Origin of the sequence: Pararobbsia alpina (assembly GCF_965118125.1) — a bacterium.
GTDB classification, from domain to species: Bacteria; Pseudomonadota; Gammaproteobacteria; order Burkholderiales; family Burkholderiaceae; genus Pararobbsia; species Pararobbsia alpina_A.
Map to the genome: position 1 here is coordinate 2,432,173 of NZ_OZ221288.1, position 25,328 is coordinate 2,457,500.

The window sequence follows — 25,328 nt, forward strand, 5'->3', positions numbered from 1 at the left end:
GCAGAGTAGTCGTCAGGCAGTGTGGGAGGGGGCGGAAGCATCGGCGACACGCGCTGCGTGCAGCGCGCGCCAGATCGTGTCGCGCAAGCGCATGTATTCCGGGCCTGCGGAGTCGCGCGGCGTCGTTTCGTCGAGTGTCCAGCTGGCCGCTTCACGGCCGTTCATGCCGAGCAATACGATGCGGTCCGAGACGCACAGCGCCTCGTCGATATCGTGCGTCACGAGCACGGTCGCCGTGCGGACATGACGCACGATCCGTAACAGCAACTGCTGCATTTCGGCGCGAGTCGCTTCGTCGAGCGCGCCAAACGGTTCGTCGAGCAGCAGCACGCGGGGTTCGCGAGCCAGACAGCGCGCCAGCGCAACACGTTGCGCCATGCCGCCCGAGAGCTGCGAAGGACGTGCATCGTGCGCATGGAGCAGTCCGACTTCTTCGAGCACGGCCTCGATACGCGCGCGTCGTTCGACCTGCGTACTCCGGGGCTGGTGTTTGAAATCGAGTCCGAAGCCGACGTTGCGCGCAACGTCGAGCCACGGCAGCAAGCAAGGGTCCTGGAATGCGACGGCAATATCCGCTCGCGGCGCCTCGAACGTCGTGCCTGCGATCGACACGGTACCGGACAGTGGGTGCTGGAGTCCCGCAAGGACGCGCAGCAGGCTCGATTTGCCGCAACCGCTCGGTCCCAGTAGCGAGACGATCTGTGCCTGCGGGACGCTCAGATCCACGCCGTCGAGCACGTTTCGAACGTGTCGTCGCGCGTGATCCAGGGCGGCGCCAGGTCGCGCACGACTCGTGCGTGAGACTTCGCCCGCGTAGCGCACGCGTATGTCGCGCGCCTGGAGCAGGGGGGCGATCATGCAGCGGTTCCCGCGCGATGCCGCGCAAGCTGGGCCTTGAGCTGCGTCAGGCTCGGTGTGACGATCGGAATGAACGCAGTTTCGCGCCAACGCCGTGCCGCGCCGATTTCGTGCGAGGGCGTTTCGCTGCGCGTCGACGTTGCATTCACGACCGCGCGTGGTTGATTGTGCAGATAGCCGCGTCCTCCTGTGGCCTGAATTTCAAGCGATGCCGCGCCGGAGGCGAGCTCGGCAAGCTCGATGCGCAGTTCGAACAGCGGCGCAGCGTGTGCCCGATAGGTATGGGCGCTGACCCCTTCGACAAGATGTCGGGTCGCAGTCGCCAATCGCTGCTCGATCTCTTCAATCTCGTCGGCAAGCACATTGGCGGCCTGGCGTGCCTCGTTGAGACAACGCCGGGTGAGACCGATCGACAGACCGCATTGCAGACCCAGAAACGCAGGGCGCACGTGTGCGAGGAAGCGCAAGGCGTCCTCGTCGATGATCGAGGCGCGGTCGAGCGGTACGTCGACGAGATCGACCGCGGCGGTGTTGCTCGATCGCATCGCGATCAGGTCGAGGTCGGCACTCCGCACAACGCCTGGCGCGTCGTGTGCGATCGCGAGGATGACAGGGTCCTTGCCGCTTCCTCGTTCGGCCACCGCGGCAACCAGAAAGCCCTCCGGTCGAAGATTCGTGACCCACGGCAGCTTGCCGTTGACGACGAGGCCGTGTTCCGTGTCCGCTGCATGAATTTGCAGCGACTCGATCCCGCCCAGGTATTTCATCGCATTCGACAGGCCCGTCGCGCCTGCATGGCTGCCGTCGAGCAACGATGGCAACCACTGTTCGCGCAGTGCGGCATTCGGGCTATGCAGCAGGTATTCGATAAAGGTGCGATGTCCCCACGTGACAAACGCGGCCGTCAGCGAATGCGTTGCGATGCTGGCCACGCTAAGAATGGCGTCGGCGATCGAGCCGCCTGAACCGTTCATCGAATGCGGCACGCCGACTGAAAATACGCCTGCGCGCCCCAGCACGGGCAGTAGCGCCGCAGGCAGCGTCGTCCCTTCATCGAGACCTTGCGCATGCGTCTCGAGCCATTGGATCAGCGCCGGATCCAGCGTCGAGAGCGTTGTCGTCATGCCGCTTGGGTGGCCGGCGTCCACTCGTAGGCCTTGAGTTCGGGATTGAGCGGATTCTTCGACAGGTTGTTTGCAAAGTTGCACAGCGTCGCCAGGCTCACGCCGAGCACGACTTCCAGCGCAGCGGCGTCGGAGTAGCCGGCAGCATGAAACGCGTCGAGTGCCGCGTCTTCAACCGCGCCACGCGTGGCGATCACGGCTTCGGTGAATCGTGCGACGGCATTCAGCCGCGCGTCGTCGAGGGTGTCCCGGGACCGGATGCCTTCGACGAGTTCAGACGCAAGCTTGGCCTTCTTGAGCACCACGGCCGTATGGCCCGCGACACAAAAGCCGCAGCCGTGGATGGCGGCCGCCGTGATCTGGACGACTTCGCGTTCGGCGAGCGTCAGGCCGCTGCGCGAATTGATTTCGCCGACCGTCAGATACGCTTCAAGCGCGGTCGGTGCGTTCGCGAGCGCCGCGACAAGGTTCGGCAGGAAGCCATTGTTCGCGAGCGAGCGTTCGAGATACGGGCGGCTCGCCTCGGGGGCGGATTCGATGGTCTGAAGCGGAAGGCGGCTCATGAATGGTCCTGTGGCATGGAGATTCGACCTGTCCATTCTTCTCGACGCCGCGATGACCGGCAATGCGCGGCCGTCTCGGATTGCTGCGGATTCGTCTCGGGCGTCGACGCACGACGCCGCAACGCGATGTACTCAGTGCACGACCGTGGGGGTGCCGCGTCGCAAGGCACCGGGTTGTGCCCCGGTCACGCGCTTGAAAGCCTGTGCGAAGGCCGACTCCGATTGATATCCGACGTGCTCGGCCGTGGCCAGGATGCTGGCGCCGTCGCGCAGCAGCTCGGTGGCGACCTTCATGCGAATCAGCGTGAGGAACTGGGCGGGTGGCTGACCGCATGCCTCGACGAAGCGCTTGAAAAACCGTGCGCGCGACATATGGGCGTGCGCGGCCATCGCGTCCGTCGACCAGGCTCGCCCGGGTTGTTCGATCAGGGCGTGCACGAGGCCGGAGAATTCATGTCCCTTGAGCAAAGACCACAGACCTGCGGCGACATCATCGCGCTCGGCAATCTCTCGCAGTGCGTAGAAGAACAGTAATTCGGTCAGGCGGGCGATCAGGGGCGAAGGCTCGATCGATTCGCGCAGTGCTTCGGCTCGTATCAGATCGAACACGGCACGTGCGCTGTCCGACGATGCGTCGCCGGCCCGCACGATCAGCGTGTCGGGGAGCAGCGAGAGCAGCAATTCGCCGGGCATCGCCGCGAACTCAAAGAAGCCGCAAGCGAGTCCGGTGCCGTCGGGCTCGGTCGTACCGAGCGGCCCCATCGCGCCGATACGTTCGATCGGTGCGCCGGCAAGCAGGCGGTCCGGGTCGGGTGCGAGTACGTGCGGGATATCGCGCAACAGGAACACCGTGTCGCCGGCTTCGAGCGCAATACTTTCGCCGGTATCGGGGCGCTTGAACCAGCAGCGGCCTTCGAGCACGACATGGAAGCTCGCCAGACCCCGTCCCGAGGTCGACGCCTGCCAGCGGCCGCAATACTGACCGACGTGAAACACCGTGCTCTGGAGCTCAAGGCCCGAGAGCAACCAATGGACGATTCGTTCGGTCTGCGGCGTCATGCGCGATATGCCCGTCGGCAATCCACTAAAACGGCTTAGTGTCTCGCAGCCACGGCGCCGCGTGAACGATCCGAATGTCATTTGCATATGCCCTTGCGGAGCAGGGGGTCTAGCCGCTCGTCCGCCGATGACCGTTTCGCACGCCTTGCGCACTGTTCATGCGGTGTCCCGGCAGATTGCCGCACGCGAACGACGCGAAGGGGGCGCGCTTTCCACCTTCGGATATATGCATTCGTTGTTTTGTCGTTTAGCCCATGTCATGACGTCCGCTAGCATCCGCTTCGACATGACCTTTCTTTTAGCTTGCCGCTCGACGGAGACGTATCAACGATGTTCGGAATGAATCACGGGCGCCGCCGCCTTTTAGAGACTGTATTGGCTTCGCTTACGTTTGGCGCCGTGTTGTTCGGCGCAAGTACCGCCGCGCTCGCGGATAGCGCGGCGCCTGCTGCGACCGAGCTTCGGATCGGCTACCAGAAATCGTCGACGCTGATCGTGACGCTCAAGGCGCAGGGCACGCTCGAGAAAGCGCTCGCGCCCCTCAACGTCCACATCAAGTGGGCCGAGTTCGCGAGCGGTCTGCCGCTTGCCGAAGCCCTGAACGCGAACGCCGTGGATTTCAGTGCCGACGTGGCCGACACCGTGCCCATTTTTGCGCAGGCCGCGCACGCGGACTTCGTCTATGTAGCGCAGGAAGCGCCGTCGCCCACGGCGCAGGCCATTATTGTGCCGAAGGACTCGCCAGCGAAATCATTCGCCGACCTGAAGGGCAAGCGCATCGCTGTGGCCAAGGCGGCCGGCGCACACTACCTGTTGCTGGCTGCGCTGAAACGCGCTGGTCTGACGGCGAAGGATGTCGAGATCGTTTATCTCGCACCGGCCGACGGTCGCGCGGCGATCGAGACAGGACGTGTCGATGCGTGGGTCACCTGGGATCCGTACGTGGCCAGCGTCGAGCGTGAACCGGGTCTGCGCATTCTCTCCGATGGCACCGGCCTGGCGTCCTATCAGCGCTACTACCTCGCCTCGAAGCCCTTCGCCGACGCCCACCCCGAAGTCGTGCGCGTGCTTTACGAGCAGCTGGTTGCGGCCGGTGTCTGGGTCAAGGCTCACCCGCAGGACGCCGCGCATTTGCTCGCGCCGGTCTGGGGGCTCGACGACGCGACCGTCGAGCGCGCGAACGGTCGTCGCAGCTATGCCGTGCGCCTCGTCGAGGCACAAAACTTCGGCGAACAGCAGTCGATTGCCGATACGTTCTTTGCGGCAGGGTTCATCCCTCAGGCGATCGACACGCGCCGCGTCGGCTTCTGGAAGCCGGCGCCGGGTAAGGCCTGATATCGCCCGGGCGCGGTACGTCCGGCTAGCCGCGCGGCGAGCCAGCTCATGAGCCAGGCCGTGGCCGGGTTGGTGAACCGCATCAGGGCCATGTAGTCGGGCGAACTAGGCGACGAAGGCGCCCCGGATAATCACCCGAGCGCCTCCGAAGTCTCACCGGGCACTCACGCGCTTTCGCGCGCGACGAGTTCGCACTCCAGTTCACCTGTGGGCAAGCCGGCTTGCGTGTCGTCGTCGACGACGCCGAGCCGATGCAGAACCCGCATCGCGGCAATCTCGCCGATGGCCCGTGCGGGTGGGCGAATCGTCGTGAGATTCGGACTCAGCAGCGGTGAGAACGCGTAATCACCAAAACCCATGATCGCGCAGCGCGTCGGCACGTCGATGCCGGCTCGCTGAGCGGCGAGCAAGGCCCCGGCGGCAAGGTTATCGTTGGCGAATGCAATCGCATCGGCCGGGTATCGTCGCGCGGTCAGCGCTTCGAGCGCCTGCTGGCCGGCCTCGAACGGTGCCTCCGCCTTCGGCACGAAGACCCACGGTTTGAGCCCGTGTGCATTCATCACTTCGACATAGCCATCGCGGCGATCGAGCGCACTGATGTCGCCGGCGGCATGGTTCTGAACGAAAGCGATGCGACGGTAGCCACGCTCGATCAGATAGTGCGCCGCCATGCGGCCGACCTGATGATGCGCGAAACCCACCTGCATCGGTGCGCGATGGGGTTGATAGTCCCAGGTCTCCACGACCGGGACCTTGGTGCGCGCAATCATGCGCTCGGTGCCCGCAGAGTGATGATGACTCGTCAGGACAAGCGCCGCAGGGGACCAGCCTAGAAACGCCCTTACCGCATTTTCCTCGAGTTCGGCGGAGAAATAGCTCGACGCGAGTAACAGTTGATAGCCGTGTGCGGTCAGCACATCGCTGAAGCTCTGAATCGTGTTCGCGAAGATCGGCCCTGAGATGTTGGGGATCACCATGCCGATGACGCGGCTCTTCGCGGACGCGAGATTCCCGGCGACCAGGTTCGGCACATAGCCCAGCTCGGCGACCGCCGTGGCGATGCGCTCGCGCATTTCAGCCGATACGCGGGAGGGCTGCTGAAAATAGCGCGACACCGTGATCGACGTGACGCCAACCCGCTGAGCGACATCCTGCAGCGTCGCACGACCCGAATTCCTGCGCTTGCGCGCGGGCATATCACTCACTGCTGGACTCCTTGATGCCCGGTCTTTAGTCCGGGGACGAATAACGAGAGGCGTTTTTATTGTTTGACCACGTGTCGCGATGCCGTGAGACTGCGTGCCTATGTTAGCGCTAACCATTGAACTTGACCAGCGCACATCGAAGTTCACCGTGACAGCGCATTGCCAAATGTACGCGCCGAACTCACACATCACAACGCAAAGGACTTAAGCATGACCCGACATGCGCGCCAGCTCAGTCTCGGCGCCTTTCTCATGGAGACCGGCCACCACCTCGCGGCGTGGAGACTGCCTGACGCCGATCCGCGCGACGGCTTGAGCCTGCCGTTCTTCGTCCGGATCGCGCAGACTGCCGAGCGTGCGTGTTTCGATACCGTGTTTATTGCAGACAGCGTGGCGGCCAACGTCGGGCATGGTGCGCATCGGGCCAATCGTTCTGACCGCTTCGAACCGCTGACTTTGCTCGCGGCACTGAGCGCGGTGACGAGTCGTATCGGGCTGATCGCGACAGTAACCACGAGCTTCAACGAGCCCTACCATGTCGCGCGCAAGTTTGCCTCGCTCGATCATCTGAGCGGCGGCCGCGCAGGCTGGAATCTCGTGACCTCGGACAACGCCGCCGAGGCGGGCAATTTTGGCCGGACCGCACATTTCTCGCACGCCGAGCGATACGAGCGTGCACGTGAGTTTCATGACGTCGTGACCGGGCTGTGGGACAGCTGGGACGACGACGCGTTCGTACGCGATCAGCACAGCGGCATCTACTACGACGAAAGCAAACTTCACGTTCTCGATCATCGAGGCCCGCACTTCAGCGTCAAAGGCCCGCTGAATATTTCGCGCGCGCCGCAGGGACGCCCCGTCGTCGTGCAAGCCGGTGCGTCACCGGCAGGGCGCGAACTGGCGGCCCAAACGGCCGAGGTGGTGTTTACGGCGCATCCCGAGATCGAATCAGCACGCGCGTTTTACGCCGACATCAAGGACCGTGCACAAGCGGCCGGGCGCACTCGCGATTCGATCAGGATCATGCCCGGTCTGTCGGTGATCGTCGCAAAGACGCGCCAGGAGGCCGAAGACCGGCATGCGCAGTTGCAGTCGCTGGTCGATCCCGAGGCGGGCCGTGCATTGCTCGCACGCATGCTCGGCAACTTCGATCTGAGCGCGTTTCCCCTCGATGGACCCCTTCCGGACTTGCCGCTCACGCAAAGCGGCCAGCAAAGCCGCCAGAAGCTGCTGAGTGCACTCGCCGGCAACGAACAACTCACGATCCGGCAGCTCTACCTGCGCATCGCCGCCGGCCGGGGGCATTTCAGCGTCGTGGGAGACGCCGTCACGGTGGCCGATGCCATGCAGGAGTGGCTCGAGCGCGACGCGGCGGACGGCTTCAATGTCATGCCCGCCGAATATACGCGCGGATTCGACGATTTCTGTGCGCTTGTCGTGCCCGAACTTCAGCGCCGGGGCCTGTTTCGCACGCACTACGAAGGTCGCACATTGCGCGATCACCTGGGCCTTGCACGGCCCGCGCCCGCACGCAGGCCGATTCCTGCGTGAGCTCTGCCCATCGCCACACAACAACACTCAACCGGGGAAACACCGTGATTCATCGACACACTCGCAAGCGCGCGGGGGCGCGCGCTCGGTATCCGTTCGTCTCTCGCCGCCGTCACACGCCCTGGGCCGCGGTTGCCCTTGGCGCAGCGCTGACGAGCGCGCCGTTTGTCGTGCACGCACAAACCAGCAACCCCGCGGACGCAAGCGCGGCGACAGCGACAGCAACAGCGACAGCCCAAGCGGCATCACCGGCCTCAGGTGCAGCGGTTGCGTCCGACGGTAAGACCGGCGTCACCGCTCTGCCGACCGTGGTGGTCACGGCGACGCGGCGTAGCGAATCGGTACAAAAGGTACCGGTGGCGGTGACAGTGGTCAGCGGCGCAGAGATGGATCGGGCTTACAACAACTCGATTGAATCGCTGGTGACTGAAGTGCCTGCGCTGACCTTCAAGCCGTCGTTGTCGAGCAAGGACACGACCTTGACGATTCGCGGTGTCGGCACCAACTCGACCTCGCCCGGTGTCGAACCCTCGGTATCGACCGTCGTCGACGGTGTCGTCTATGCGCGCCCCGGGCAAGCCACGCTCGATCTGCTGGATGTCGATCACGTTGAAGTGTTGCGAGGCCCGCAAGGCACCCTGTTCGGCAAGAATGCATCGGCCGGCGTGATCAACGTCGTGACACAGGATCCGTCACACGAGACCACGGGATACATCGACACGCAGTTCTTTTCCGGCGGCGAGCAGCGCGTGCGTGCAGGCATCTCGGGCACCATCGTGCCCGGTGTGCTGACGGGTTCGTTGACGGCACTCGTCGGTCACTACGGCGGCAACGTGACCAACGCGTTCAACGACGACAAGGTCAACGGCTACGACCATACGGGGGTGCGCGCCAAATTCGTGCTGACACCCAATGCCGACCTCAAGGCGACGTTTGCGTTCGACTACATGCATTCGCGCGACACGTACGCGTCGGGCGTGATCGGCAAGGTGACGAACCCGATCTACAACACGGCACTGCTGCCTGTCACGGCGAGCCTGTCGAATCAACATATCAATGTGACGGACTCGCCGTGGGTCGACGACGTGAACTGGGGCGGCTCGGCCCAGATCGACTGGTCGCTCGCCGGCGGCTACACGTTGACGTCGATCTCCGCCCTGCGGCACTGGGACAATACGCAGGTCACCGACGAAGCCTGGGTACCGACGATCTACGAGCAAATCCCGAGTTCCAAGGACCATGGCGACCTCGGCTTTACGCAAGTTTCGCAGGAGCTGCGCATCACGTCGCCCAAGGGACAATGGTTCGACTACGTCGCCGGCCTTTACTTCATGCATACGCAGGATCGCGAGAATTATCAGCGCGATGCGGTGACGTGCTCAGCGTCGACGTTGCCTAACGTGGCCGCAGGCCTGACCCCATGCGAGCCCGGCGAATCGACCCTGCACGCGACGCATGGCGACGCGGTCTTCAATACGCTGACGGACAGCTATTCGGCGTACGGCGAAGGCACGATCCATTTCTCGCCACGTTTGCGTGCCATTCTCGGTGCGCGCGTCACGCACGACGTTGTGGGGTATGACGAAACGCGGGTGTCGAGTTCGCCGGTCGCGGTGCCCGGGATCAATCCGTCGTTCGCGGCATCGGGCTTTACCGATGCAAACGGCTTGTCGGGCCGCACGGGTCTGGAGTTCGACCTCACGTCGACGGCGATGCTCTATGCGACGTATTCGCGTGGCTACAAGGGACCGGCCTTCAATACGTTCTTCAATATGCAGGCGCGTGACGAGCTGGCGCTCAAACCGGAAAAATCCAACGCATTCGAGATCGGCGCAAAGACGCAGAGCGCCGACCATCGTTATGTGGCCAACATCGCGCTGTTCTACACCAAATATCAGAACTATCAGGCCAACTTCTACGACACGGTCGCAGGGCAGGTTGTCACGCGCCTGATCAACGCGGGTTCCGTATCGACCCGCGGTATCGAACTGGATACGCGCGCACGCCCGATCGACGGTCTGACCTTCAACGGCGGACTGGCGTTGACCGATGCGCATATCGACTCGTTCACGTGCCCCGTGGGCGCGCAGGGCAACTGCAACGTCAACGGCAAGACCTTGCCGTTTTCGCCGACGTTCAAGGCCAATCTGTCCGCGGACTATCGCGTGCCATTGCCGATCGGCCCGGAGCTTGAGCTCTATGGCAACTATGCTTTCCAGACCCGTGAGCAATACGATATCGGCCAGTCGCCCTATACGATTCAAGGGGCCTATGGCATCTTCAACGCCAGTGTCGGCCTGAACTACGCAAACGGCTGGCACGTCGCGCTGATCGCGAAGAACCTGTTCGACAAGTCGTACGTCGGCGCCATGGCCACCGGCTCGGGCTACGTCCTGATTACGGTGCCGCGTGATGCGGGTCGTTACGTGGGTATCGATCTTCGCAAAGACTTTTATTGATGGCAGACCTGAGGCGCCTGATGAAATTTCCCTTGTTTCCCCTGATCCGTGTTGTCGGTGTGGCACTGGTGCTCGCCGTGTCGGGCATCGCATCTGCGCATGCGGCCGATGCAACCCATGTCGTGCGCATCGGCTATCAGAAGGGCACACCGTATACGTTGCTCAAAGCGCAGGGCACCCTCGAGAAGCGGCTTGCACCGCTGGGCTATAGCGTGAGCTGGACGGAGTTCCCCGCCGGTCCGCAACTGATCGAGGCGATGGACGTTGGCAGCATCGATCTGGGGTATACGGGGGCTCCGCCGCCGATCTTCGCGCAGGCCGCGCAAAAACACGTGTTGTATCTGGCGGCGGAACCTGCAGGCAAACAGAACGAAGCGATCCTCGTGCGACCTGATTCACCGATTCATTCCGTTGCGGATCTCAAGGGGCACACTGTTGCATTCCAGCGCGGCTCGAGTTCGCACTATCTGTTGCTGGCTTCGCTCGAAAAAGCCGGGCTGCGCATCAGTGACATTCAACCCGTATCGCTGACGCCTGCCGATGCGCGCGCGGCCTTTGAAGCCGGCAAGGTTGACGCCTGGGTGATCTGGGATCCGTACCTCGCAGTCGCGCAGCGCAGCGTGCCGACACGCGTACTCGCCGATTGGGGCCAGGGCCTCGTGCAGCCGCACGGCTTCTTCCTCGGGTCGCCGGCTTTTGCCGCGGAGCACGCTGACCTTGTGCATGTCGTCTTCGAGGAAGTTGCCAAGAGCGACCAGTGGGCGGCGACGCATCAGGACGAAGCCGTGCAGCTGTTCGCGTCGCAGATCGGCGTCGACCGGCCGACCGTGACCTTGTTCCTGAGTCGTTCGCGCTTCGGCATTGTGCCGGTCGACGACGAGATCACGAGCATCCAGCAGACGATCGCCGACGCGTTCTATGCGGAGAAAGTGCTTCCCTCAAAGATCCACGTCGCCGACATCGTCTGGAAGGGTACGACGCAAGCCGTCGCGCATTAAAGCTCGTCAGCGCCCGCACTCGCCGCGATCGCTTGCAGCAGTACGTTTGCTCCTGCTTCAGCCCACTGCGGGGTGATGGCCTCGGCTTCGTTATGGCTGAGCCCGTCGATGCACGGGATAAAGATCATGCCGGTGGGAGCGATGCGTGCGAGGTGGCATGCGTCGTGTCCGGCACCCGATACGATGTCCATCGCGGGCAGGCCAAGCGTGTGCGCGGCACTTCGCACGGTGCCGACGCACTCGGGTGCGAAAGGCACCGGCGCGTAGTCGAAAATTGCTTCGACATGCGCAGTCAGGCCACGCTTTGCCGCGATGGCGGTAACACCTTCACGTAGCGCGGCGTCGAGCTTTGCCAGCGTGTCTGATTCGGGGTGTCGGAACTCCACCGTAAAGAAACAACGCCCGGGCACCGTGTTGCGCGAGTTGGGATGCGCGTTGATCATGCCGACCGTCGCGCGGCCATTCGGCGCGGCACCCTGGCCGAGGGATTCGACCAGACCAATGATTTCGGCCGCGCCTGCGAGCGCGTCGCGTCGCAGATCCATCGGCGTGGTGCCCGCGTGCGCGTCGATGCCTGTGAGCGTGACCTCGTACCACCGCTGTCCCTGGCCCGCCGTGACCACGCCGATCGTCTTGCCCGCGCGCTCGAGAATCGCGCCTTGCTCGATATGCAGCTCGTAGGCTGCATGGATCGGATAGCCACCGACGGGCTCCGTACCGTTGTAGCCGATTTGCGTCAAGGCGTCGGCGATGGTCGTCCCTGCCGTATCGGTGCGCGACAGCCCGTATTCGAGCGGATACGCGCCCGCAAACACGCCGGACGCGATCATGGCCGGCGCGAAACGCGACCCTTCCTCGTTGGTCCAGACGACCACGTCGATGGGCCGCTGCGTTACGACCTGAGCATCGTTCAACGCACGCACGGCCTCCAGCGCGCCCAGCACACCATATATCCCGTCGTAGCGGCCGCCCGTAGGTTGCGTATCGGCATGCGACCCGCTGAGCACGGGCGCCGCATCCGGATCGCGCCCGGGTCGTCGCGCAAAGATATTGCCCATCTGATCGATGCGAATCGTGCAGCCTGCGTCGCGCGCCCATTGAACAAACAGATCGCGGCCTTCGCGATCGAGCTCGCTGAGTGCGAGACGGCACACGCCGCCGCGCGGCGTCGCGCCGATCTCCGCCATGCGTTCGAGCGAAGCCCAGAGCCGGGCGCCGTCGACACGCAGATCCGTGCGCAATGGCACACGCCGGGTTGCCGACATCGTCGTGGATTCGCTCATCGCTGTGGTGCCTTGGTGGAGGGAACGGCCTCGCCATTCCCGGTGCTTGTAGACTGACCTGCATCAGCGGCCGACGCGGCCGCCCGATAGCGAAAGTCGCAGCGTGGGCCACCTTGCATGAGGGTGGTGGTCCGCTCGAGCGTCACCCGCGGATCGTATCCTTCGATAAAGACACTGTCGCGTGCGCAGCTGAGCAAGTGCCCGATCTCGCCAAGCCCCATCTCGTGATACATCTCGGCGTAGCGGCATCGCTTCACGTCGTAGTCGTAGTGCGTGTCGTCCGAGCGAAGGATGTCGATATCCAGCGCGTCGTTTTTTTCCCAGAGCACCTGCAGCGCGACAAACGAGCGAATGCTCGGGCCGTCGGGTTCGCGTTCGGCAAACTGGCGGCCGCTGTCGATGGCGGCCTCGCGGATGGCTTCGGCGATCACGGCCTGCGCGCGTTGCGTGCCGAAGTCGCGCTTGAGGATCTCGTAGATCGGTTTGATGATCTGCGCCTCGATCCGGCGGCGCGCCAGGATGCCAAGTTCGCCTTCTGCAGCGGATGAAGCGGCCTCAGCGGGCGAAGCCGCCTCACCGCCTAAAGCATGTTGATTCATTTCGATGCCGTCTGTGTCGTTCCGCCCAGCACGTCGACGACAACCCACTTGCCGCCGCGGACCTGATAAATCGTATAAGCGGGGTTTTTAAGGTTGCCTTCGTTGTCGAAGGCGATCGTGCCCGTGATGCCCTTGTGCTCGATCTGATGCAGTGCCGCCGTCAGCTTGTGCGGGTCGGTCGAGTTCGTTTGTCCGATCGCTTCGATCAGCGTGGCCGTTGCATCGTATGCAAACGGCGCATGCAGCTCGATCGGCTGATGGAAGCTTGCCTGGTACTTCGCATCGAATGCGGGACCACCGGGCATGCGTTCGAGCGGCAGTCCGGGTTCCAGCGCAGTGACGCCGTCGCCGTCCGTGCCGGCGAGCTTCAGGAAGGTCTGACTGACAAAGCCACCGGCGCCGAGCAGCGTCGCGTGGATGCCGAGCTGATGCATGCGTCGCGCGAGCGGGGCCGCTTCGATATCGATGCCGCCGAGGAAAATCAGATCGGGTTGCTTCGACTTGATTTCGGTGAGTACGCCACTGAAGTCGACGGTCTTGTCGGTGATGTACTGATGATCGACAACCGTGCCGCCATTGGCTTGGACACCTTTTTCGAATTGCGTCGCCAGCCCGCTGCCGAACGATGTGCGATCGTCGATCACGACGATGCGTTTCGCCTTGAGCGTCTTGACGGCATAGGCACCGGTGTAGGCGCCGCTACCGTCGTCGTGGCCCATCACGCGGAATGCGGTATCGAAGCCTTGCTGGGTGTACTGGTGTCCCGTCGATGCGGGGGCGAGCTCCGGAATGCCGGCGTCATGGTAGACGCGCGCGGCAGGCACACTGCAGCCGGTGTTCCAGTGTCCGACGACGCCTACGACGTGCTGGTCGACGAGCTGCTGCGCGACCGTGACGGCGGTACGCGGGTCGGATTGGTCGTCGGCGGGGACGAGACGATACGTGACCGGCTGTCCGTCGAGCGTCGGGTGATTGCGATTCGCTTCATCGATCGCGAGTTGTGCGCCGTTCTCGAGATCCTTGCCGATCCGTGCCGATGCGCCGGTCAGCGGCGCGGCGAGACCAATCAGCACGACGCGCGGTTCTGCGGCACCGGCCGATGCATTAAGGCCGGCGGTCAACAGGACGGCGGCGAGCGCCGCGGCGATCGGGCGAACTGCGAATGCGTGAAGGTTTTTCATCGAAGCACCAGTGAGCGGAAGTAGAAAGGTGTTGCGTGTTGTCACGCGTGCATCGAACGTTAATGATTGTGTACCTGGATGCCTAAATGACCAATTGAATGATCCATATGCGTTGTAGTTGGTTGGCGATCAAGTCGTTGATATTTAAGGTGTATCGTTTTGATGCGATTCGGGAAAAGCCGTGGATGAAATTTGATACATGAATAAAACAGAACAAACCGAGGATCCTCCGTTGCGCGCGCTGCGTGCGTTTGAAGCCTTTGCGCGCCGCGGTTCGGTGCGCGCGGCGGCGCTCGAACTCGAGATCAGTCCGTCGGCGGTCAGTCACCAGTTGCAGGTGCTCGAGGCGTTCGTGCAGACGCCGCTGACTGCGCGCGACGGCCGCGCGCTGATCCTGACGGACGAAGGCCGCGACTACTATCGTTCGATCAGCACCGCGTTCTCGGTGCTGCGTAGTGCAACGGGATTCGTGCGCGAGCGTTCGACACGCCGGCAGATCACCATCAGCCTGATACCGTTGTTCGGCATGGGCTGGTTTATTCCGCGCTTGCAGACGTTTCTGTCGGACAACGACGATGTGGACGTCACGGTGCTTTACGCCAATCACCGCAACTACCGCAGCGACGCGGCGGATCTGTCGATCCGTTTTGGCACCGGTGATTGGGTGGGTTACACCAGCATGCCGTTGCTCTCCGGTGTGGTGGTGCCTGTGTGCACGCCGCGATTTGCGAAACGGTATGGACCGTTTCGTTCAGCGGCCGATCTCGCGAAGGCACCGCTCGTGCACGACGAAGACCGCAGCACGTGGGTCAACTGGCTGCAGGGCGCAGGCGTGCGCAATGTACCTCGCGCAGTCGGGCCGCTATTCGAGGACGGGCAATTGACGTTGCATGCCGTGCTTGCCGATCTGGGTGCGGGGTTGTTGCGCGAGCCTTTGATCCAGCGGGAGTTGGGGGCGGGCGCGCTCAAAAAGCTGTTCGACCACGAGCTCGACGACGGGCGTCATTACTATCTCTGCTGGCGCACGGATGCTGAGCTTCCCGACGGCGCACAGCGACTGGCCGACTGGTTGGTGGATTCGCTCAAACGCACTCCTTAGACCGTCGCTCCGGAGCGATTGGTGAGACGACCTTTCGTTTAAGCACGTTGCGACGGAATCAGCGAACGGGCTTTTAAAATACTCTAGCAAGATTCGTCACTTGGGCCGACGTGTGCGCAGAGGTTATCCGCGCATGTATAAGGAAGAGTTGACGACACGAGATTGGTCCGCTATCGAAGCTGCGAAAACGCGACGAGCATGACCATGCTGCCGATTGCGCCGTCGAGAATGCGCCACGCCGTCGCGCGCCGGAAGAGGGGCGCCAGCATGCGTGCGCCGTAGCCAAGCCCGATAAACCAGATCGCGCTGACGCCCATCGCGCCAGCGGCGAATGCCACGCGCGCGCCCTCGGGCTCACGCGCCCCCGCGGTTCCGATCAGCAGGAACGTGTCGAGGTACACATGAGGGTTGAGCCATGTCAGGGCAAGGGTCGTCAGGATGATCGGCAAGGCGCGAACGGGAGACTGAGCCGATCCCGTTGCTTCGCTTTGCTGCGTGTCGCCGAGGACGTCGTGACCCCGCTTGAGCGCGCGACGCCACGCCATCACACCGAACCACAGCAGATAAGCGAGCCCCACGTACAGCATCACGTGGACGAACCGCGGATACTGCGTCATCAATGCCGAAGCGCCGCCGACGCCCGCCGCGATCAGGGCAAAGTCCGACAAGGTGCACAGCACGACGATCTTGGCGACATGCGAACGCAGGATGCCTTGCCGGAGCACATAGGCATTCTGCGCACCGATGGTGACGATCAGCGAAGCGCACAGCGCAGCGCCGTGCAGGAAAGCGATTTGATTCATGGTGTAGACAGTCTGAAGCTGGACGGAGACTTCGAATGGGCGTAGTCTGCCGCGAATCGTCGCATCAGAAAATCTCAATCTCCTTAACCGAGTTAAGCAAATCTAATGCTCGACTACGCCTTGCTCGAGGCGCTGGCCGCGGTGGTCACGCACGGATCTTTTGGCCGCGCGGCGCGCGCGCTCAATGTGACGCCGTCGGCCGTATCGCAGCGCGTGAAACTGCTTGAAGAGCGTGTCGGCAGCGTGCTCGTCACGCGTGGCCAGCCTTGCGTTGCCACGCCGTCCGGCGCGCTGCTGTGCAGGCATACGGAGCGGGTTCAGATGCTCGAGTCCGAACTCGGCGGCCAGATGCCGACCGCTCGCCTGTCATCGAATACGCTACCGGCGGAATGGCCGACGTTGCGAGTGGCCGTCAACGACGACAGTGTAGGGACGTGGTTTATCGATGCGGTGGCGGAGTTTTGTACCGAGCGCCGCATGCTGCTCGATATCGTGATCGACGATCAGGACCATACCGTTCAGCGCATTCGTGACGGCAGCGTGCAAGGTGCGATCACGACGCTGGCCGAGCCCGTACAAGGCTGCCGCTCCGTGAGGCTCGGGCGCATGCGGTATCGGGCCGTGTGTTCGCCGGCGTTCTTCGAGCGCTATTTCGCGGATGGCGTGAAACGGGACACGCTTCGCGTCGCGCCGTGCGTCGATTTCAATCCGAAGGACGAATTGCAGCAGCGCTTTATCCGCCGCATCACACGCGCCGAGATCGAACCGCCGCGGCACTGGATTCCTCACGTCGAGGGCTTCGAGCGTGCGTGTGTGGCGGGCATGGGCTGGGGCATGTGCCCGGAACGAATGATCTCGCCGCATCTGAAGACGGGCGCGCTCGTCGAGCTGTCGGAGGGGCGGCCCTTCGACGTCGACCTCTATTGGCAAAGCTGGCGGTTGTCGATTGGCTGGCTCGATGACTTCAGCGCGGCGCTTCGCCGCAAGGCTTCCGAGTTTCTGGACTGAGTCACCCGGCACGTCGGAGCGGCGTATGTGGTCCAAACGTCGTCCCTGAAGCGCCTGGGAAACCCGGGGCTCGGAAGCTCGAAAGCTCGAAAGCCCGAAAGCCCGAAAGCCCGAAAGCCCGAAAGCCCGAAAGCCCGAAAGCCCGAAAGCCCGAAAGCCCGAAAGCTTGCGTTCGAAGCCGTCGGCCTTCGCTCTACAGAATCGCTTCCGACACGAGCTGCAACGCGGGCGCAAGCTTCCTATACACCTCCGGACGTTCGAGTGCGTACGTCAGGTTACGTTGAGCGATCTGCACGTGTTCGGTCGCGAGCGATTGCGCACGCGTGCCTTCGCCGCGCTCCATCGCTTGCACCAGGCTGTGATGCTGCTGATGCGCAATGATCAGCCACTGGCGCCCTTCCTCGAGCGCGGACTGCATCGGCAGCATCGCGCTTGCCGCGGCGAACGGCAGGCGGTTGTTGACGTCGATCGCACGGATCAACGCGGCATTGCCCGACCCCTCGACGAACAGCTTGTGAAACCGGTTGTTCATATCGGTGTAGCCCGCATAGTCGTCGAGATCGAGCTCGGTCTTGGCGAGCAGCCGATCTCCCGCGCGCAGGCATTCGTTCAACGCGATCGATAGCTGCCGCGGCACCCCGTGTTCGGCCACAAGCCGGGCCGCCATCCCTTCGAGGTGCCCGCGTACCGCGATCGCATCCGTGATCTCCGCCGACGTGATTCGCCGCATGACATAACCGCCGGCGGGCGAAGGTTCGACGAGTCCTTCCTGGTCAAGGCTGGCCAGCGCGAGGCGCACGGGCGTACGCGACGCCTCGAGCCGCTCGGCCAATGCGACTTCCGCGAGACGCTCACCCGGTGCGAATGCGCCCTTGAGGATCAGGTCGCGTAGTTGAACGAGCACGCGCTCTTGTTGGGATTCCATGGTTGTCTCCAGCGTCCCGTCAGGGCTGCAAGCTGCGAAGGGGTGATTCGCGACGGCGTCAGTGATCCGGCGACGCGTATGTCGGAATTCTAGCGGACGCACGCTCGTTCGGTGCGTGAAATCCTCAACAATGTACTTGATTGCATGCAAAACACATCAAATCACCATCTCCGCTACTTTCCACTGGAACTTGGTGAAAACACCGATATGACGACTAAATATGCATAAAAACAAATACATATGTTGATTATTCAGACATCGAAAGTAAGTTGGCAAAGGTTGTCGTGAACATTAGTTTGCATGCAGTCATTGCGAAATTGAATTCCAACATCTAATCTCTGCATTCATAGGCCGTCGTTCTGCATGCATTGAGACACGGTCACCGTCCCTTCCCATGCGGAGATAGAGCCATGATGAGTTCCCAGCAAAACGACCTGATCACGCGCGTCGGACCGGGTACGCCCGCCGGCGGGTTACTGCGCCAGTACTGGCAACCGGTCGCGCTGGTCGATGAATTGCCCGTTGCGCGCCCCATCCGCGCGGTGCGCCTGATGGGGCAGGACTTCGTCGTCTTCCGTGACGAACAGGGCCGCTACGGCATGCTCGATCGCGACTGTCCGCATCGCGGCGCGGATCTCGCAGCCGGTCGGCTCGAAGCGGGTGGCGTGCGTTGCGCGTTTCATGGCTGGTTGTTCGACGTGAACGGCACCTGCCTGTCCACACCCGGCGAACCCGTGGGCAGCACGCTGTGCAAGAAGGTCCGGCAGAGCGCATACCCGGTCGTCGAGCGTAGCGGCATCCTGTTCGCCTACATCGGAAAGGGCGAACCCCCGGCCTTTCCGAACTTCGATTGTTTTGCGGCGCCCGGTGAGTACACGTTTGCATTCAAGGGATTGTTCGAATGCAACTGGCTGCAGGCGCTCGAAGTCGGCATCGATCCGGCGCACGCATCGTTTCTGCACCGGTTCTTTGAAGACGAGGATGTGAGCGACAGCTACGGCAAGCAGTTTCGCGGCGCGTCGGCCGACTCGACGATGCCCATCACACAAGTCCTGCGCGAATACGAAACCCCGGATATCCAGGTTGGCTCTACCGACTACGGGCTGCGATTGATCGCCCGGCGCGCGATCAGCGAGACGCAAACCCATGTGCGCGTGACCAACGTCGTGTTCCCGCAAGCGTTTGTGATCCCGATGAGTTCGGAGATGACCATCACGCAATGGCACGTGCCGGTCGATGACCATCACTGCTACTGGTACGCGATCTTCACGAGCTTCGGCGCGCCGACCAACAAGGCACAGATGCGCGAGCAGCGTCTCGAGCTCTACGAACTGCCCGACTACACGTCGCGCCGCAACAAGCGTAACCAGTACGGTTTCAGTCTTGATGAGCAGCTCAAGGAGACCTACACGGGCATGGGTTTCGACATCAACGTGCATGACCAGTGGGCCGTCGAGTCGCAAGGTCCGATTCAGGACCGCACGCGCGAACATCTGGGCACCACGGATAAGGGCATCATCGCGTACCGGCGTCTCCTGATTGACGCGATCGAAAAGGCGCAAGCGGGCGAACGCACGCTGATGGTCCTCGATGCCGAAGAGGCATCCCGATTGACCGGCCCTGCGTCGATCGACGGCATCGGTCCGGCCGAAGGGTGGGATGCGTACTGGAAGGAGTCCGATATCAAACGCCGCGATGCCGCGCCATGGCAAGCACCGCGCGCGTGATCGCTGACCCACGCATCTTCACTCTTCACACGGAGTGCGCGGGACCGTCATGCGACGCGTCTTGCGCCACACACGAACATGTCATTCGTTGAAACTCACGGTCTGTGGACCGACTCGCAATGGACGGCCTATCACGCGGTGCTCGAGCGCCTGAAGGCCAGCGATGTGCGCGTGGTGCGCTTCTCGTTTCCCGATCAGCACGGCCTGTTGCGCGGCAAGACGCTGGTTGTCGACGAAGCGATCAAGGCCTTCAAAAGCGGTGTGACGCTGACGTCGACGCTGTTTGCCAAGGACACCTCGCATCGGAGCGTCTTTCCCGTCTACAGCGCGGGGGGTGGTTTCGGCATGCCCGAGATGCAGGGCGCCGGCGACACATTGATGATCGCCGACCCCGAAACGTTTCGCGTGTTGCCATGGGCACCGCACACGGGATGGGTGCTCTGCGACGTGTGTTTCGCAACGGGCCAGCCGGTGCCGTTCGCCACGCGGCATCTGTTCCGTCGTGCCCTGGCGGATCTCGCGGACGAAGGTTTCACGTTCGTCTCCGGGCTCGAAGTCGAGTTTCATGTTTTCCGGGTCACCGACCCGCGCATGAAGCCTGAGCATGCGGGCCAGCCCGGCGAGCCGCCTGATGTCGATCTGTTGACGCATGGGTATCAATATCTGACCGAGCTGCGGTACGACGCGGTCGACGACGTTATGGAACTGCTGCGCACGCATATCGACGGTCTCGGGCTTGGCGTGCGCTCGCTTGAAATCGAATACGGTCCCAGCCAGTTCGAGTTCACGTTCGCGCCGGCTGAAGGCATGCGCAGCGCCGACGACATGGTCTTGTTTCGCAGCGCCGTCAAACAGGTGTGCCAGCGTCACGGCTATCACGCGACGTTTATGTGCCGGCCGAAAATCCCGAACGTCGTGTCGAGCGGGTGGCACCTTCATCAGTCGCTGATCGATAGGGAGAGTCGCAAGAATGTGTTTATGCGCGAGGATGTCGCGGATACACCGCTTTCCGACATCGGCCGTCACTATCTCGCCGGATTGCTGGCCCACGCGCAGGGCGCGACGGCGTTGTCGACGCCGACCATCAACGGCTACAAGCGCTATCGGCCGTATTCGAACGCGCCGGATCGCGCGAACTGGGGATGCGACAACCGCGGCGTGATGGTGCGCGTGCTCGGCGGGGTGAATGACCCGGCGACGCGGCTGGAAAACCGGGTCGGAGAACCCACGGCGAATCCCTATCTGTATTTCGGCTCACAAGTGCTTGCGGGGCTCGACGGCATCCGCCGCAAGCTCATGCCGCCGGCGTCGGCCGACGTGCCATACGAGACGCAGGCCGACGCACTGCCGCGCACGTTGAGTGACGCGATCACCGCGCTGCGCGCGGACACGTGTTTGCGCAAAGGCTTCGGCGACGCGTTTGTCGACTACTTCTGCAAGCTCAAGGACGCCGAGATCCAGCGCTTCAACCTCGAAGTCACCGAGTGGGAACATCGCGAGTATTTCGACACGTTTTAGCCCCACTCGTAGAAATAGTGTGAAGGAACTGTGATGCCCATCGTTACTTATATTCTTCGCGACGACAGCCGTCGCGAGATCGATATTCCCATCGGCACCAGCGTGATGGAGGCCGCGATACAGCACAATGTGCGTGGCATCGACGCCGAATGCGGAGGCTGCCTGTCGTGCGCGACGTGCCACGTCTATGTCGACGATGCGTCAAGCGCGACGCTCGCGCCCGCGGAAGCCGAAGAGCTCGATATGCTCGACGGCGTCGCCGATGAACGACGGCCCGAAAGCCGGCTCAGCTGCCAGATCGTCGTGACCCCCGACACCGCCGGGCTGGTCGTGCGAATTCCATCGAGACAAGGGTAAGGTCATGAAGCCCACGCTGGTGATCATCGGAGCGTCGTATGCGGGGACGCAGCTTGCCGCGTCGGCGCGCGAGTATGGATTCGACGGGCGAATCGTGCTGCTGGGCGAAGAGCCTGACGCGCCGTATCAACGTCCGCCGCTTTCGAAGTCTTTCCTGACCGGGCAGTTTGCCGAGGCGCGTTTGCCCTTGCGCTCGCCCGCATTCTTCGACGAGGAGCGCGTCGAATGGCGGCCGTCGACACGTGTGACACGGATCGACCGGGATCGTCGTGAGGTGGTGTTGCACGACGGGACGTCGCTGCGCTACGACCATCTTGCGCTGACGACCGGAGCACGCGTGCGCACGCTGGCGATTGAAGGTGCGTTCTATTTGCGCGATCTCGCAGACGCAAGACGGCTTGCCGAAGCGAGCCGGACAGCGCGATCGGTCGTGGTGATCGGCGGGGGCTATATCGGCCTCGAAGTCGCGGCCTCGCTGCGCCAGTCGGGCGCGGAAGTCACCGTCGTCGAGGCCGAATCGCGTGTGCTCGCGCGTGTCGCGTCAGAGCCGCTTTCGACGTTTGTCCTTGAAGCCCACACGGCGCAAGGGGTGCAATTCAGATTGAATCGCAAGGTCGCTGCGCTCCATGCGCGCGCGGGCCACATCGATACGATCGAACTTGACGATGGTGCTCGATTGTCGTGTGACCTTGTTGTTGTCGGCATCGGGGTCGTGCCGAACGTCGAGTTGGCTCAATCCTGCGGCTTGCGCATGGCAAGCACTCCGGGTGGCGGGGTCGCCGTGGATGCCTACGCACGCACGAGCGATCCGGCGATCGTCGCTGCGGGAGACTGCGCTTCGTTTGTTCCGCATGGTTCCGCGACCGACGCGACCGATGCGAGCGCGCTGCGCATCGAGTCCGTGCAAAACGCGAACGATATGGCGAAGACCGCGGCCGCCACGATCGTCGGTCGACTCGAGCCGTATCGCGCGGTGCCGTGGTTCTGGTCCGATCAGTACGACCTCAAGCTTCAGATGGCTGGCCTCAACACCGGCTGGACTCACTATGCCTTGCGCGGATCGCTGGAGGCCCGCAAGTTTTCGTTGTTCTATTTTCGCGGCGATGCGCTGCTTGCGGTCGACAGCGTCAATCGGCCCCAGGAGCACATGCTCGCGCGCAAACTGCTCGCGGGCGACCTGCATCCTACGCAGCAGCAAGTCAGCGATGACGCGTTCGATCTCAAGGGGTGGATCGCGCAGGCAACGACGAGGCCATCGGCGTGATTCACGATTCTGTTGCCTGATCGATTATCGGCAATGGCACCCGGAAGTCATGGCCGACGCGACTCGCTTTCGCGAGCGATGTTCGACGCGGTTGGTACGAGTTGACGTCGGTATGTACACCGCAAAGGTCGGTTCGCAGGAGTGGCGCGTTAGGGAAACTACGGGGCGATCACGGGTTGATCGCATCGCGAACTTTGTCTAATCTGCTAACGCGAGTTAGGTGAGACGCGCAATCGATAGCCTTCAGATCGGAGTGGGTGATGCTCGCTTGTTTCTTGCATTGAATTTGCTCCGTTGCGTGACGTCATTCACAGTTGGCGTCTTTTTTTGAATACGTTACTAACACGAGTTAGTAGTCTGCGGAGGGACAGCATGGCGACGGTCCAGACAGCCGACGAACAGGCAGCCGGATTCCCGAAACGTCGAATCCGCTGGTTCGGCAACCCCGAGGCAGCGACCGCCTGGCTGCTGATCCTGCCGTCGTTGGTTGGGCTCGTCGTGTTCTATCTGATCCCGGCGATCCGCGCGATCGGCATCAGCGCAAGCGACTGGAACCTGATGTCGCCGCCTCGCCCTGTAGGTCTCGACAACTATCGGGCCATGCTCGAAGACGGCAAGTTCTGGCACGCGCTCAAGCTGTCTGCGTACTACGTGTTGTTCAACATCCCGCTGCAGACCGTGCTGGGCCTGTTGCTCGCCTCGCTGATGGATCGGCTGATTCGCGCCATTTCGATCCGCGCGATCCTGCTGTTGCCGTATCTGCTGTCAAACGTGCTGGTCGCACTGATGTGGGTCTGGCTGCTCGACCCGATTCTGGGTTGGGTCAATGCCTGGCTTCATGCGCTGGGCATCGCAAACCAGTCTTTCTTCGGCTCACCGGTGGAGGCGCTGGCGACCGTCGCTGCCGTCAATATCTGGCGCTACATGGGCATGGTCTCGTTGTTGTTTCTCGCGGGCATGCAGGGCATTCCCCGCAGCCTGTACGAGGCGGCCGCGCTCGACGGAGCGAGTGAATGGCAGATGTTCCGTCGCATCACATTGCCGCTGCTACGTCCGGTGATGGTCTTTGTGCTCGTGACGAGCATCACGGGCTCGTTCCAGATCTTCGATACGGTCGCGGTCACGACGAATGGGGGCCCCGCCGAATCGACGCGCGTGATCGTCTATTACATCTACGAGAACGCATTCAAGTTCTACAAGATGGGCTACGCGTCCGCGATGTCCATGGCTCTGCTGCTGATCATGATCGTCTATACGGCGGTACAGATGCGCGTGTTCAGAGCGGGGGAGTCCGACCTTGCCTGAGCGGACCTTGCCTACGCTTGACCCGCCCGCACCGATCTTGCGTAAGCGAGCCACGTGAAAGCGAACCGCGCCCCAACGAACCACGCCCCAACGAACCACGCCCTGGCGAACGATGCCTGAGGAGCGAGCAATGTCTGACGTGACGACTGATGTACTGAGCGGTGAACCTCACGGTGCGATCGGCGCGCAGGCCGGCAAGCACTGGAGTGTGGGGCGCTGCCTCGCCTGGTGCGCGCTTGCGGCCATGATCGCGATTACCGTGATCCCTCTCTGGATTGTGCTGCGCACCGCGCTCACGCCGACGCGTGATCTCTACTCGTCGGCCGGTGCGTTGATGCCGCCTTCTTTCACGCTCGACAACTTCCGTCGCGTATTGGGTTTTGTGACGGGTGATGCAGCGCTCGCCGACGGCGGCTCCGGCAGCGAGATCAACTTCTCTCAGTCGCTGCTCAACTCGTTCGTCTTCGCCGGAGTCGTCGTCGCAGGGCAGGTCGTGTTCAGCGCCATGGCCGCTTATGCCTTCGCACGCCTGCGTTTTCGCGGGAAAAAACCGCTCTTCGCGCTGTTTCTGCTGTCGATGATGCTGCCGAACATCGTCCTGTTCATTCCGAACTTCATCCTGATCAAGGACCTGGGCTGGCTCAACACATACGCGGGCATGGTCGCGCCGTTCTGCCTGGTGTCGGCGTTTTCGATCTTCTTCCTTCGACAATTCTTTCTGTCGATTCCGTATGAACTCGAAGAGGCCGCGCGACTCGACGGTGCATCGTATTTCGCGATCTTCTGGCGCATCGTGCTGCCGATCAGCGCGACGCCGCTCGCGACGGTCGCGATCCTGTCGGGCATCAACGCATGGAACGAGTTCTTCTGGCCGTTCATTGTCGCGAACGGTGACGACATGCAGGTGCTGACCGTTGCGCTTCAAGCCTTTAAATCGCAGACCCCTCAGGGCGCGCCTGACTGGACGGGTCTCATGGCCGCCGCCTTTCTGACGGTGCTGCCCACCCTGGCCCTGCTGATTGCTTTTGGCCGGCGCGTCGTGGAATCCGTTCAGTTCAGCGGAGGCAAGTGAGCAAGATTTATTTCAAGGCCTGATACAAGGCCGTC

The 25,328-nt window shown here is 62.7% G+C and carries 22 protein-coding genes; 12 read left to right on the forward strand and 10 right to left on the reverse strand.

Annotated elements, in window-relative coordinates:
- Nucleotides 1–12: 12 nt before the first annotated feature.
- The 4 genes from ACMFWR_RS28920 to ACMFWR_RS28935 all read right to left on the reverse strand — a co-directional run bounded on the left by ACMFWR_RS28920 (nt 13) and on the right by ACMFWR_RS28935 (nt 3,604).
- Nucleotides 13–858 carry an ABC transporter ATP-binding protein gene (locus ACMFWR_RS28920; RefSeq protein ID WP_413195809.1) on the reverse strand — a complete coding sequence of 282 codons (846 nt, stop codon included), beginning with the start codon at nt 856–858 and terminating at the stop codon, nt 13–15.
- Nucleotides 855–1,982: an acyl-CoA dehydrogenase family protein gene (locus ACMFWR_RS28925; protein ID WP_413195810.1), complete on the reverse strand. Its 1,128-nt coding sequence runs from the start codon at nt 1,980–1,982 to the stop codon at nt 855–857. Before ACMFWR_RS28925 ends, ACMFWR_RS28920 begins: the two co-directional genes overlap by 4 nt.
- Nucleotides 1,979–2,545, reverse strand: a complete 567-nt coding sequence (locus ACMFWR_RS28930; protein WP_413195811.1) for a carboxymuconolactone decarboxylase family protein — start codon at nt 2,543–2,545, stop codon at nt 1,979–1,981. The genes ACMFWR_RS28925 and ACMFWR_RS28930 overlap by 4 nt, the downstream gene beginning before the upstream one ends.
- Nucleotides 2,546–2,677: 132 nt before the next feature.
- A complete protein-coding gene (locus ACMFWR_RS28935) occupies nt 2,678–3,604 on the reverse strand; it encodes an AraC family transcriptional regulator (RefSeq protein ID WP_413195812.1) in 927 nt (308 codons plus the stop codon).
- A gap of 330 nt (nt 3,605–3,934) precedes the next feature.
- Between ACMFWR_RS28935 and ACMFWR_RS28940 the strand changes: the two genes are divergently transcribed.
- Nucleotides 3,935–4,939: an aliphatic sulfonate ABC transporter substrate-binding protein gene (locus ACMFWR_RS28940; RefSeq protein WP_413195813.1), complete on the forward strand. Its 1,005-nt coding sequence runs from the start codon at nt 3,935–3,937 to the stop codon at nt 4,937–4,939.
- A 164-nt stretch (nt 4,940–5,103) separates the two neighbouring features.
- Here ACMFWR_RS28940 and ACMFWR_RS28945 read toward each other — a convergent pair whose 3' ends face one another.
- The gene (locus ACMFWR_RS28945) at nt 5,104–6,135 is read right to left on the reverse strand and encodes a LacI family DNA-binding transcriptional regulator (RefSeq protein WP_413197378.1); all 1,032 of its coding nucleotides are present in this window, start codon (nt 6,133–6,135) and stop codon (nt 5,104–5,106) included.
- Nucleotides 6,136–6,354: 219 nt separating this feature from the next.
- Here ACMFWR_RS28945 and ACMFWR_RS28950 point away from each other — a divergent pair, with 219 nt between their 5' ends.
- Genes ACMFWR_RS28950 through ACMFWR_RS28960 form a run of 3 tightly spaced genes read left to right on the forward strand, consistent with a single transcriptional unit; the run spans nt 6,355 to nt 11,152 of the window.
- Nucleotides 6,355–7,695 carry an LLM class flavin-dependent oxidoreductase gene (locus ACMFWR_RS28950; protein ID WP_413195814.1) on the forward strand — a complete coding sequence of 447 codons (1,341 nt, stop codon included), beginning with the start codon at nt 6,355–6,357 and terminating at the stop codon, nt 7,693–7,695.
- A 44-nt stretch (nt 7,696–7,739) separates the two neighbouring features.
- Nucleotides 7,740–10,154 (forward strand): TonB-dependent receptor, encoded by a 2,415-nt coding sequence (locus tag ACMFWR_RS28955; protein ID WP_413195815.1) that lies wholly within the window; start codon nt 7,740–7,742, stop codon nt 10,152–10,154.
- A gap of 20 nt (nt 10,155–10,174) precedes the next feature.
- The gene (locus ACMFWR_RS28960) at nt 10,175–11,152 is read left to right on the forward strand and encodes a sulfonate ABC transporter substrate-binding protein (RefSeq protein ID WP_413195816.1); all 978 of its coding nucleotides are present in this window, start codon (nt 10,175–10,177) and stop codon (nt 11,150–11,152) included.
- On the opposite strand, the gene ACMFWR_RS28965 is transcribed toward ACMFWR_RS28960, so the two are convergent.
- Genes ACMFWR_RS28965 through ACMFWR_RS28975 form a run of 3 tightly spaced genes read right to left on the reverse strand, consistent with a single transcriptional unit; the run spans nt 11,149 to nt 14,215 of the window.
- On the reverse strand, nt 11,149–12,435 hold the full coding sequence (locus ACMFWR_RS28965; protein WP_413195817.1) for a Zn-dependent hydrolase: 1,287 nt from the start codon (nt 12,433–12,435) through the stop codon (nt 11,149–11,151). The two genes, ACMFWR_RS28960 and ACMFWR_RS28965, sit on opposite strands and share 4 nt — an antisense overlap.
- On the reverse strand, nt 12,432–13,034 hold the full coding sequence (locus ACMFWR_RS28970) for an L-2-amino-thiazoline-4-carboxylic acid hydrolase (RefSeq protein WP_413195818.1): 603 nt from the start codon (nt 13,032–13,034) through the stop codon (nt 12,432–12,434). The genes ACMFWR_RS28965 and ACMFWR_RS28970 overlap by 4 nt, the downstream gene beginning before the upstream one ends.
- Nucleotides 13,031–14,215: a branched-chain amino acid ABC transporter substrate-binding protein gene (locus ACMFWR_RS28975; protein ID WP_413195819.1), complete on the reverse strand. Its 1,185-nt coding sequence runs from the start codon at nt 14,213–14,215 to the stop codon at nt 13,031–13,033. The genes ACMFWR_RS28970 and ACMFWR_RS28975 overlap by 4 nt, the downstream gene beginning before the upstream one ends.
- Before the next feature lie 199 nt (nt 14,216–14,414).
- Here ACMFWR_RS28975 and ACMFWR_RS28980 point away from each other — a divergent pair, with 199 nt between their 5' ends.
- Nucleotides 14,415–15,314 (forward strand): LysR substrate-binding domain-containing protein, encoded by a 900-nt coding sequence (locus tag ACMFWR_RS28980; RefSeq protein WP_413195820.1) that lies wholly within the window; start codon nt 14,415–14,417, stop codon nt 15,312–15,314.
- 170 nt (nt 15,315–15,484) lie between these two features.
- On the opposite strand, the gene ACMFWR_RS28985 is transcribed toward ACMFWR_RS28980, so the two are convergent.
- A complete protein-coding gene (locus ACMFWR_RS28985) occupies nt 15,485–16,117 on the reverse strand; it encodes a LysE/ArgO family amino acid transporter (protein WP_413195821.1) in 633 nt (210 codons plus the stop codon).
- Nucleotides 16,118–16,222: 105 nt separating this feature from the next.
- Between ACMFWR_RS28985 and ACMFWR_RS28990 the strand changes: the two genes are divergently transcribed.
- Complete coding sequence (locus tag ACMFWR_RS28990; protein ID WP_413195822.1) at nt 16,223–17,125, forward strand: LysR family transcriptional regulator ArgP; 903 nt, start codon at nt 16,223–16,225, stop codon at nt 17,123–17,125.
- 193 nt (nt 17,126–17,318) lie between these two features.
- On the opposite strand, the gene ACMFWR_RS28995 is transcribed toward ACMFWR_RS28990, so the two are convergent.
- Complete coding sequence (locus ACMFWR_RS28995; protein WP_413195823.1) at nt 17,319–18,050, reverse strand: GntR family transcriptional regulator; 732 nt, start codon at nt 18,048–18,050, stop codon at nt 17,319–17,321.
- A 410-nt stretch (nt 18,051–18,460) separates the two neighbouring features.
- Here ACMFWR_RS28995 and ACMFWR_RS29000 point away from each other — a divergent pair, with 410 nt between their 5' ends.
- The 6 genes from ACMFWR_RS29000 to ACMFWR_RS29025 all read left to right on the forward strand — a co-directional run bounded on the left by ACMFWR_RS29000 (nt 18,461) and on the right by ACMFWR_RS29025 (nt 25,293).
- Nucleotides 18,461–19,777, forward strand: coding sequence for a Rieske 2Fe-2S domain-containing protein (locus tag ACMFWR_RS29000; protein ID WP_413195824.1), 1,317 nt, complete (start codon nt 18,461–18,463; stop codon nt 19,775–19,777).
- A 78-nt stretch (nt 19,778–19,855) separates the two neighbouring features.
- Nucleotides 19,856–21,295: a glutamine synthetase family protein gene (locus ACMFWR_RS29005; RefSeq protein WP_413195825.1), complete on the forward strand. Its 1,440-nt coding sequence runs from the start codon at nt 19,856–19,858 to the stop codon at nt 21,293–21,295.
- 33 nt (nt 21,296–21,328) lie between these two features.
- Complete coding sequence (locus tag ACMFWR_RS29010) at nt 21,329–21,652, forward strand: 2Fe-2S iron-sulfur cluster-binding protein (protein WP_413195826.1); 324 nt, start codon at nt 21,329–21,331, stop codon at nt 21,650–21,652.
- 4 nt (nt 21,653–21,656) lie between these two features.
- Nucleotides 21,657–22,916 carry an NAD(P)/FAD-dependent oxidoreductase gene (locus ACMFWR_RS29015; protein ID WP_413195827.1) on the forward strand — a complete coding sequence of 420 codons (1,260 nt, stop codon included), beginning with the start codon at nt 21,657–21,659 and terminating at the stop codon, nt 22,914–22,916.
- Nucleotides 22,917–23,288: 372 nt separating this feature from the next.
- Nucleotides 23,289–24,221 carry a carbohydrate ABC transporter permease gene (locus ACMFWR_RS29020; RefSeq protein WP_413195828.1) on the forward strand — a complete coding sequence of 311 codons (933 nt, stop codon included), beginning with the start codon at nt 23,289–23,291 and terminating at the stop codon, nt 24,219–24,221.
- A 130-nt stretch (nt 24,222–24,351) separates the two neighbouring features.
- Nucleotides 24,352–25,293 (forward strand): carbohydrate ABC transporter permease, encoded by a 942-nt coding sequence (locus ACMFWR_RS29025; protein WP_413195829.1) that lies wholly within the window; start codon nt 24,352–24,354, stop codon nt 25,291–25,293.
- Nucleotides 25,294–25,328: the final 35 nt, after the last annotated feature.

Bases quoted from the DNA above. Each gene is read 5' to 3' on its own strand.
- ACMFWR_RS28990 (WP_413195822.1), top strand. From the start codon at position 16,223: ATGCTCGACTACGCCTTGCTCGAGGCGCTGGCCGCGGTGGTCACGCAC.
- ACMFWR_RS29020 (WP_413195828.1), top strand. From the start codon at position 23,289: ATGGCGACGGTCCAGACAGCCGACGAACAGGCAGCCGGATTCCCGAAA.
- ACMFWR_RS28925 (WP_413195810.1), bottom strand. From the start codon at position 1,982: ATGACGACAACGCTCTCGACGCTGGATCCGGCGCTGATCCAATGGCTC.
- ACMFWR_RS28960 (WP_413195816.1), top strand. From the start codon at position 10,175: ATGAAATTTCCCTTGTTTCCCCTGATCCGTGTTGTCGGTGTGGCACTG.
- ACMFWR_RS28975 (WP_413195819.1), bottom strand. From the start codon at position 14,215: ATGAAAAACCTTCACGCATTCGCAGTTCGCCCGATCGCCGCGGCGCTC.
- ACMFWR_RS29010 (WP_413195826.1), top strand. From the start codon at position 21,329: ATGCCCATCGTTACTTATATTCTTCGCGACGACAGCCGTCGCGAGATC.
- ACMFWR_RS28940 (WP_413195813.1), top strand. From the start codon at position 3,935: ATGTTCGGAATGAATCACGGGCGCCGCCGCCTTTTAGAGACTGTATTG.
- ACMFWR_RS28970 (WP_413195818.1), bottom strand. From the start codon at position 13,034: ATGAATCAACATGCTTTAGGCGGTGAGGCGGCTTCGCCCGCTGAGGCC.
- ACMFWR_RS28995 (WP_413195823.1), bottom strand. From the start codon at position 18,050: ATGGAATCCCAACAAGAGCGCGTGCTCGTTCAACTACGCGACCTGATC.
- ACMFWR_RS29015 (WP_413195827.1), top strand. From the start codon at position 21,657: ATGAAGCCCACGCTGGTGATCATCGGAGCGTCGTATGCGGGGACGCAG.
- ACMFWR_RS29000 (WP_413195824.1), top strand. From the start codon at position 18,461: ATGATGAGTTCCCAGCAAAACGACCTGATCACGCGCGTCGGACCGGGT.
- ACMFWR_RS29005 (WP_413195825.1), top strand. From the start codon at position 19,856: ATGTCATTCGTTGAAACTCACGGTCTGTGGACCGACTCGCAATGGACG.
- ACMFWR_RS28985 (WP_413195821.1), bottom strand. From the start codon at position 16,117: ATGAATCAAATCGCTTTCCTGCACGGCGCTGCGCTGTGCGCTTCGCTG.
- ACMFWR_RS28980 (WP_413195820.1), top strand. From the start codon at position 14,415: ATGAATAAAACAGAACAAACCGAGGATCCTCCGTTGCGCGCGCTGCGT.
- ACMFWR_RS28930 (WP_413195811.1), bottom strand. From the start codon at position 2,545: ATGAGCCGCCTTCCGCTTCAGACCATCGAATCCGCCCCCGAGGCGAGC.
- ACMFWR_RS28945 (WP_413197378.1), bottom strand. From the start codon at position 6,135: ATGCCCGCGCGCAAGCGCAGGAATTCGGGTCGTGCGACGCTGCAGGAT.
- ACMFWR_RS28935 (WP_413195812.1), bottom strand. From the start codon at position 3,604: ATGACGCCGCAGACCGAACGAATCGTCCATTGGTTGCTCTCGGGCCTT.
- ACMFWR_RS28950 (WP_413195814.1), top strand. From the start codon at position 6,355: ATGACCCGACATGCGCGCCAGCTCAGTCTCGGCGCCTTTCTCATGGAG.
- ACMFWR_RS29025 (WP_413195829.1), top strand. From the start codon at position 24,352: ATGTCTGACGTGACGACTGATGTACTGAGCGGTGAACCTCACGGTGCG.
- ACMFWR_RS28965 (WP_413195817.1), bottom strand. From the start codon at position 12,435: ATGAGCGAATCCACGACGATGTCGGCAACCCGGCGTGTGCCATTGCGC.
- ACMFWR_RS28920 (WP_413195809.1), bottom strand. From the start codon at position 858: ATGATCGCCCCCCTGCTCCAGGCGCGCGACATACGCGTGCGCTACGCG.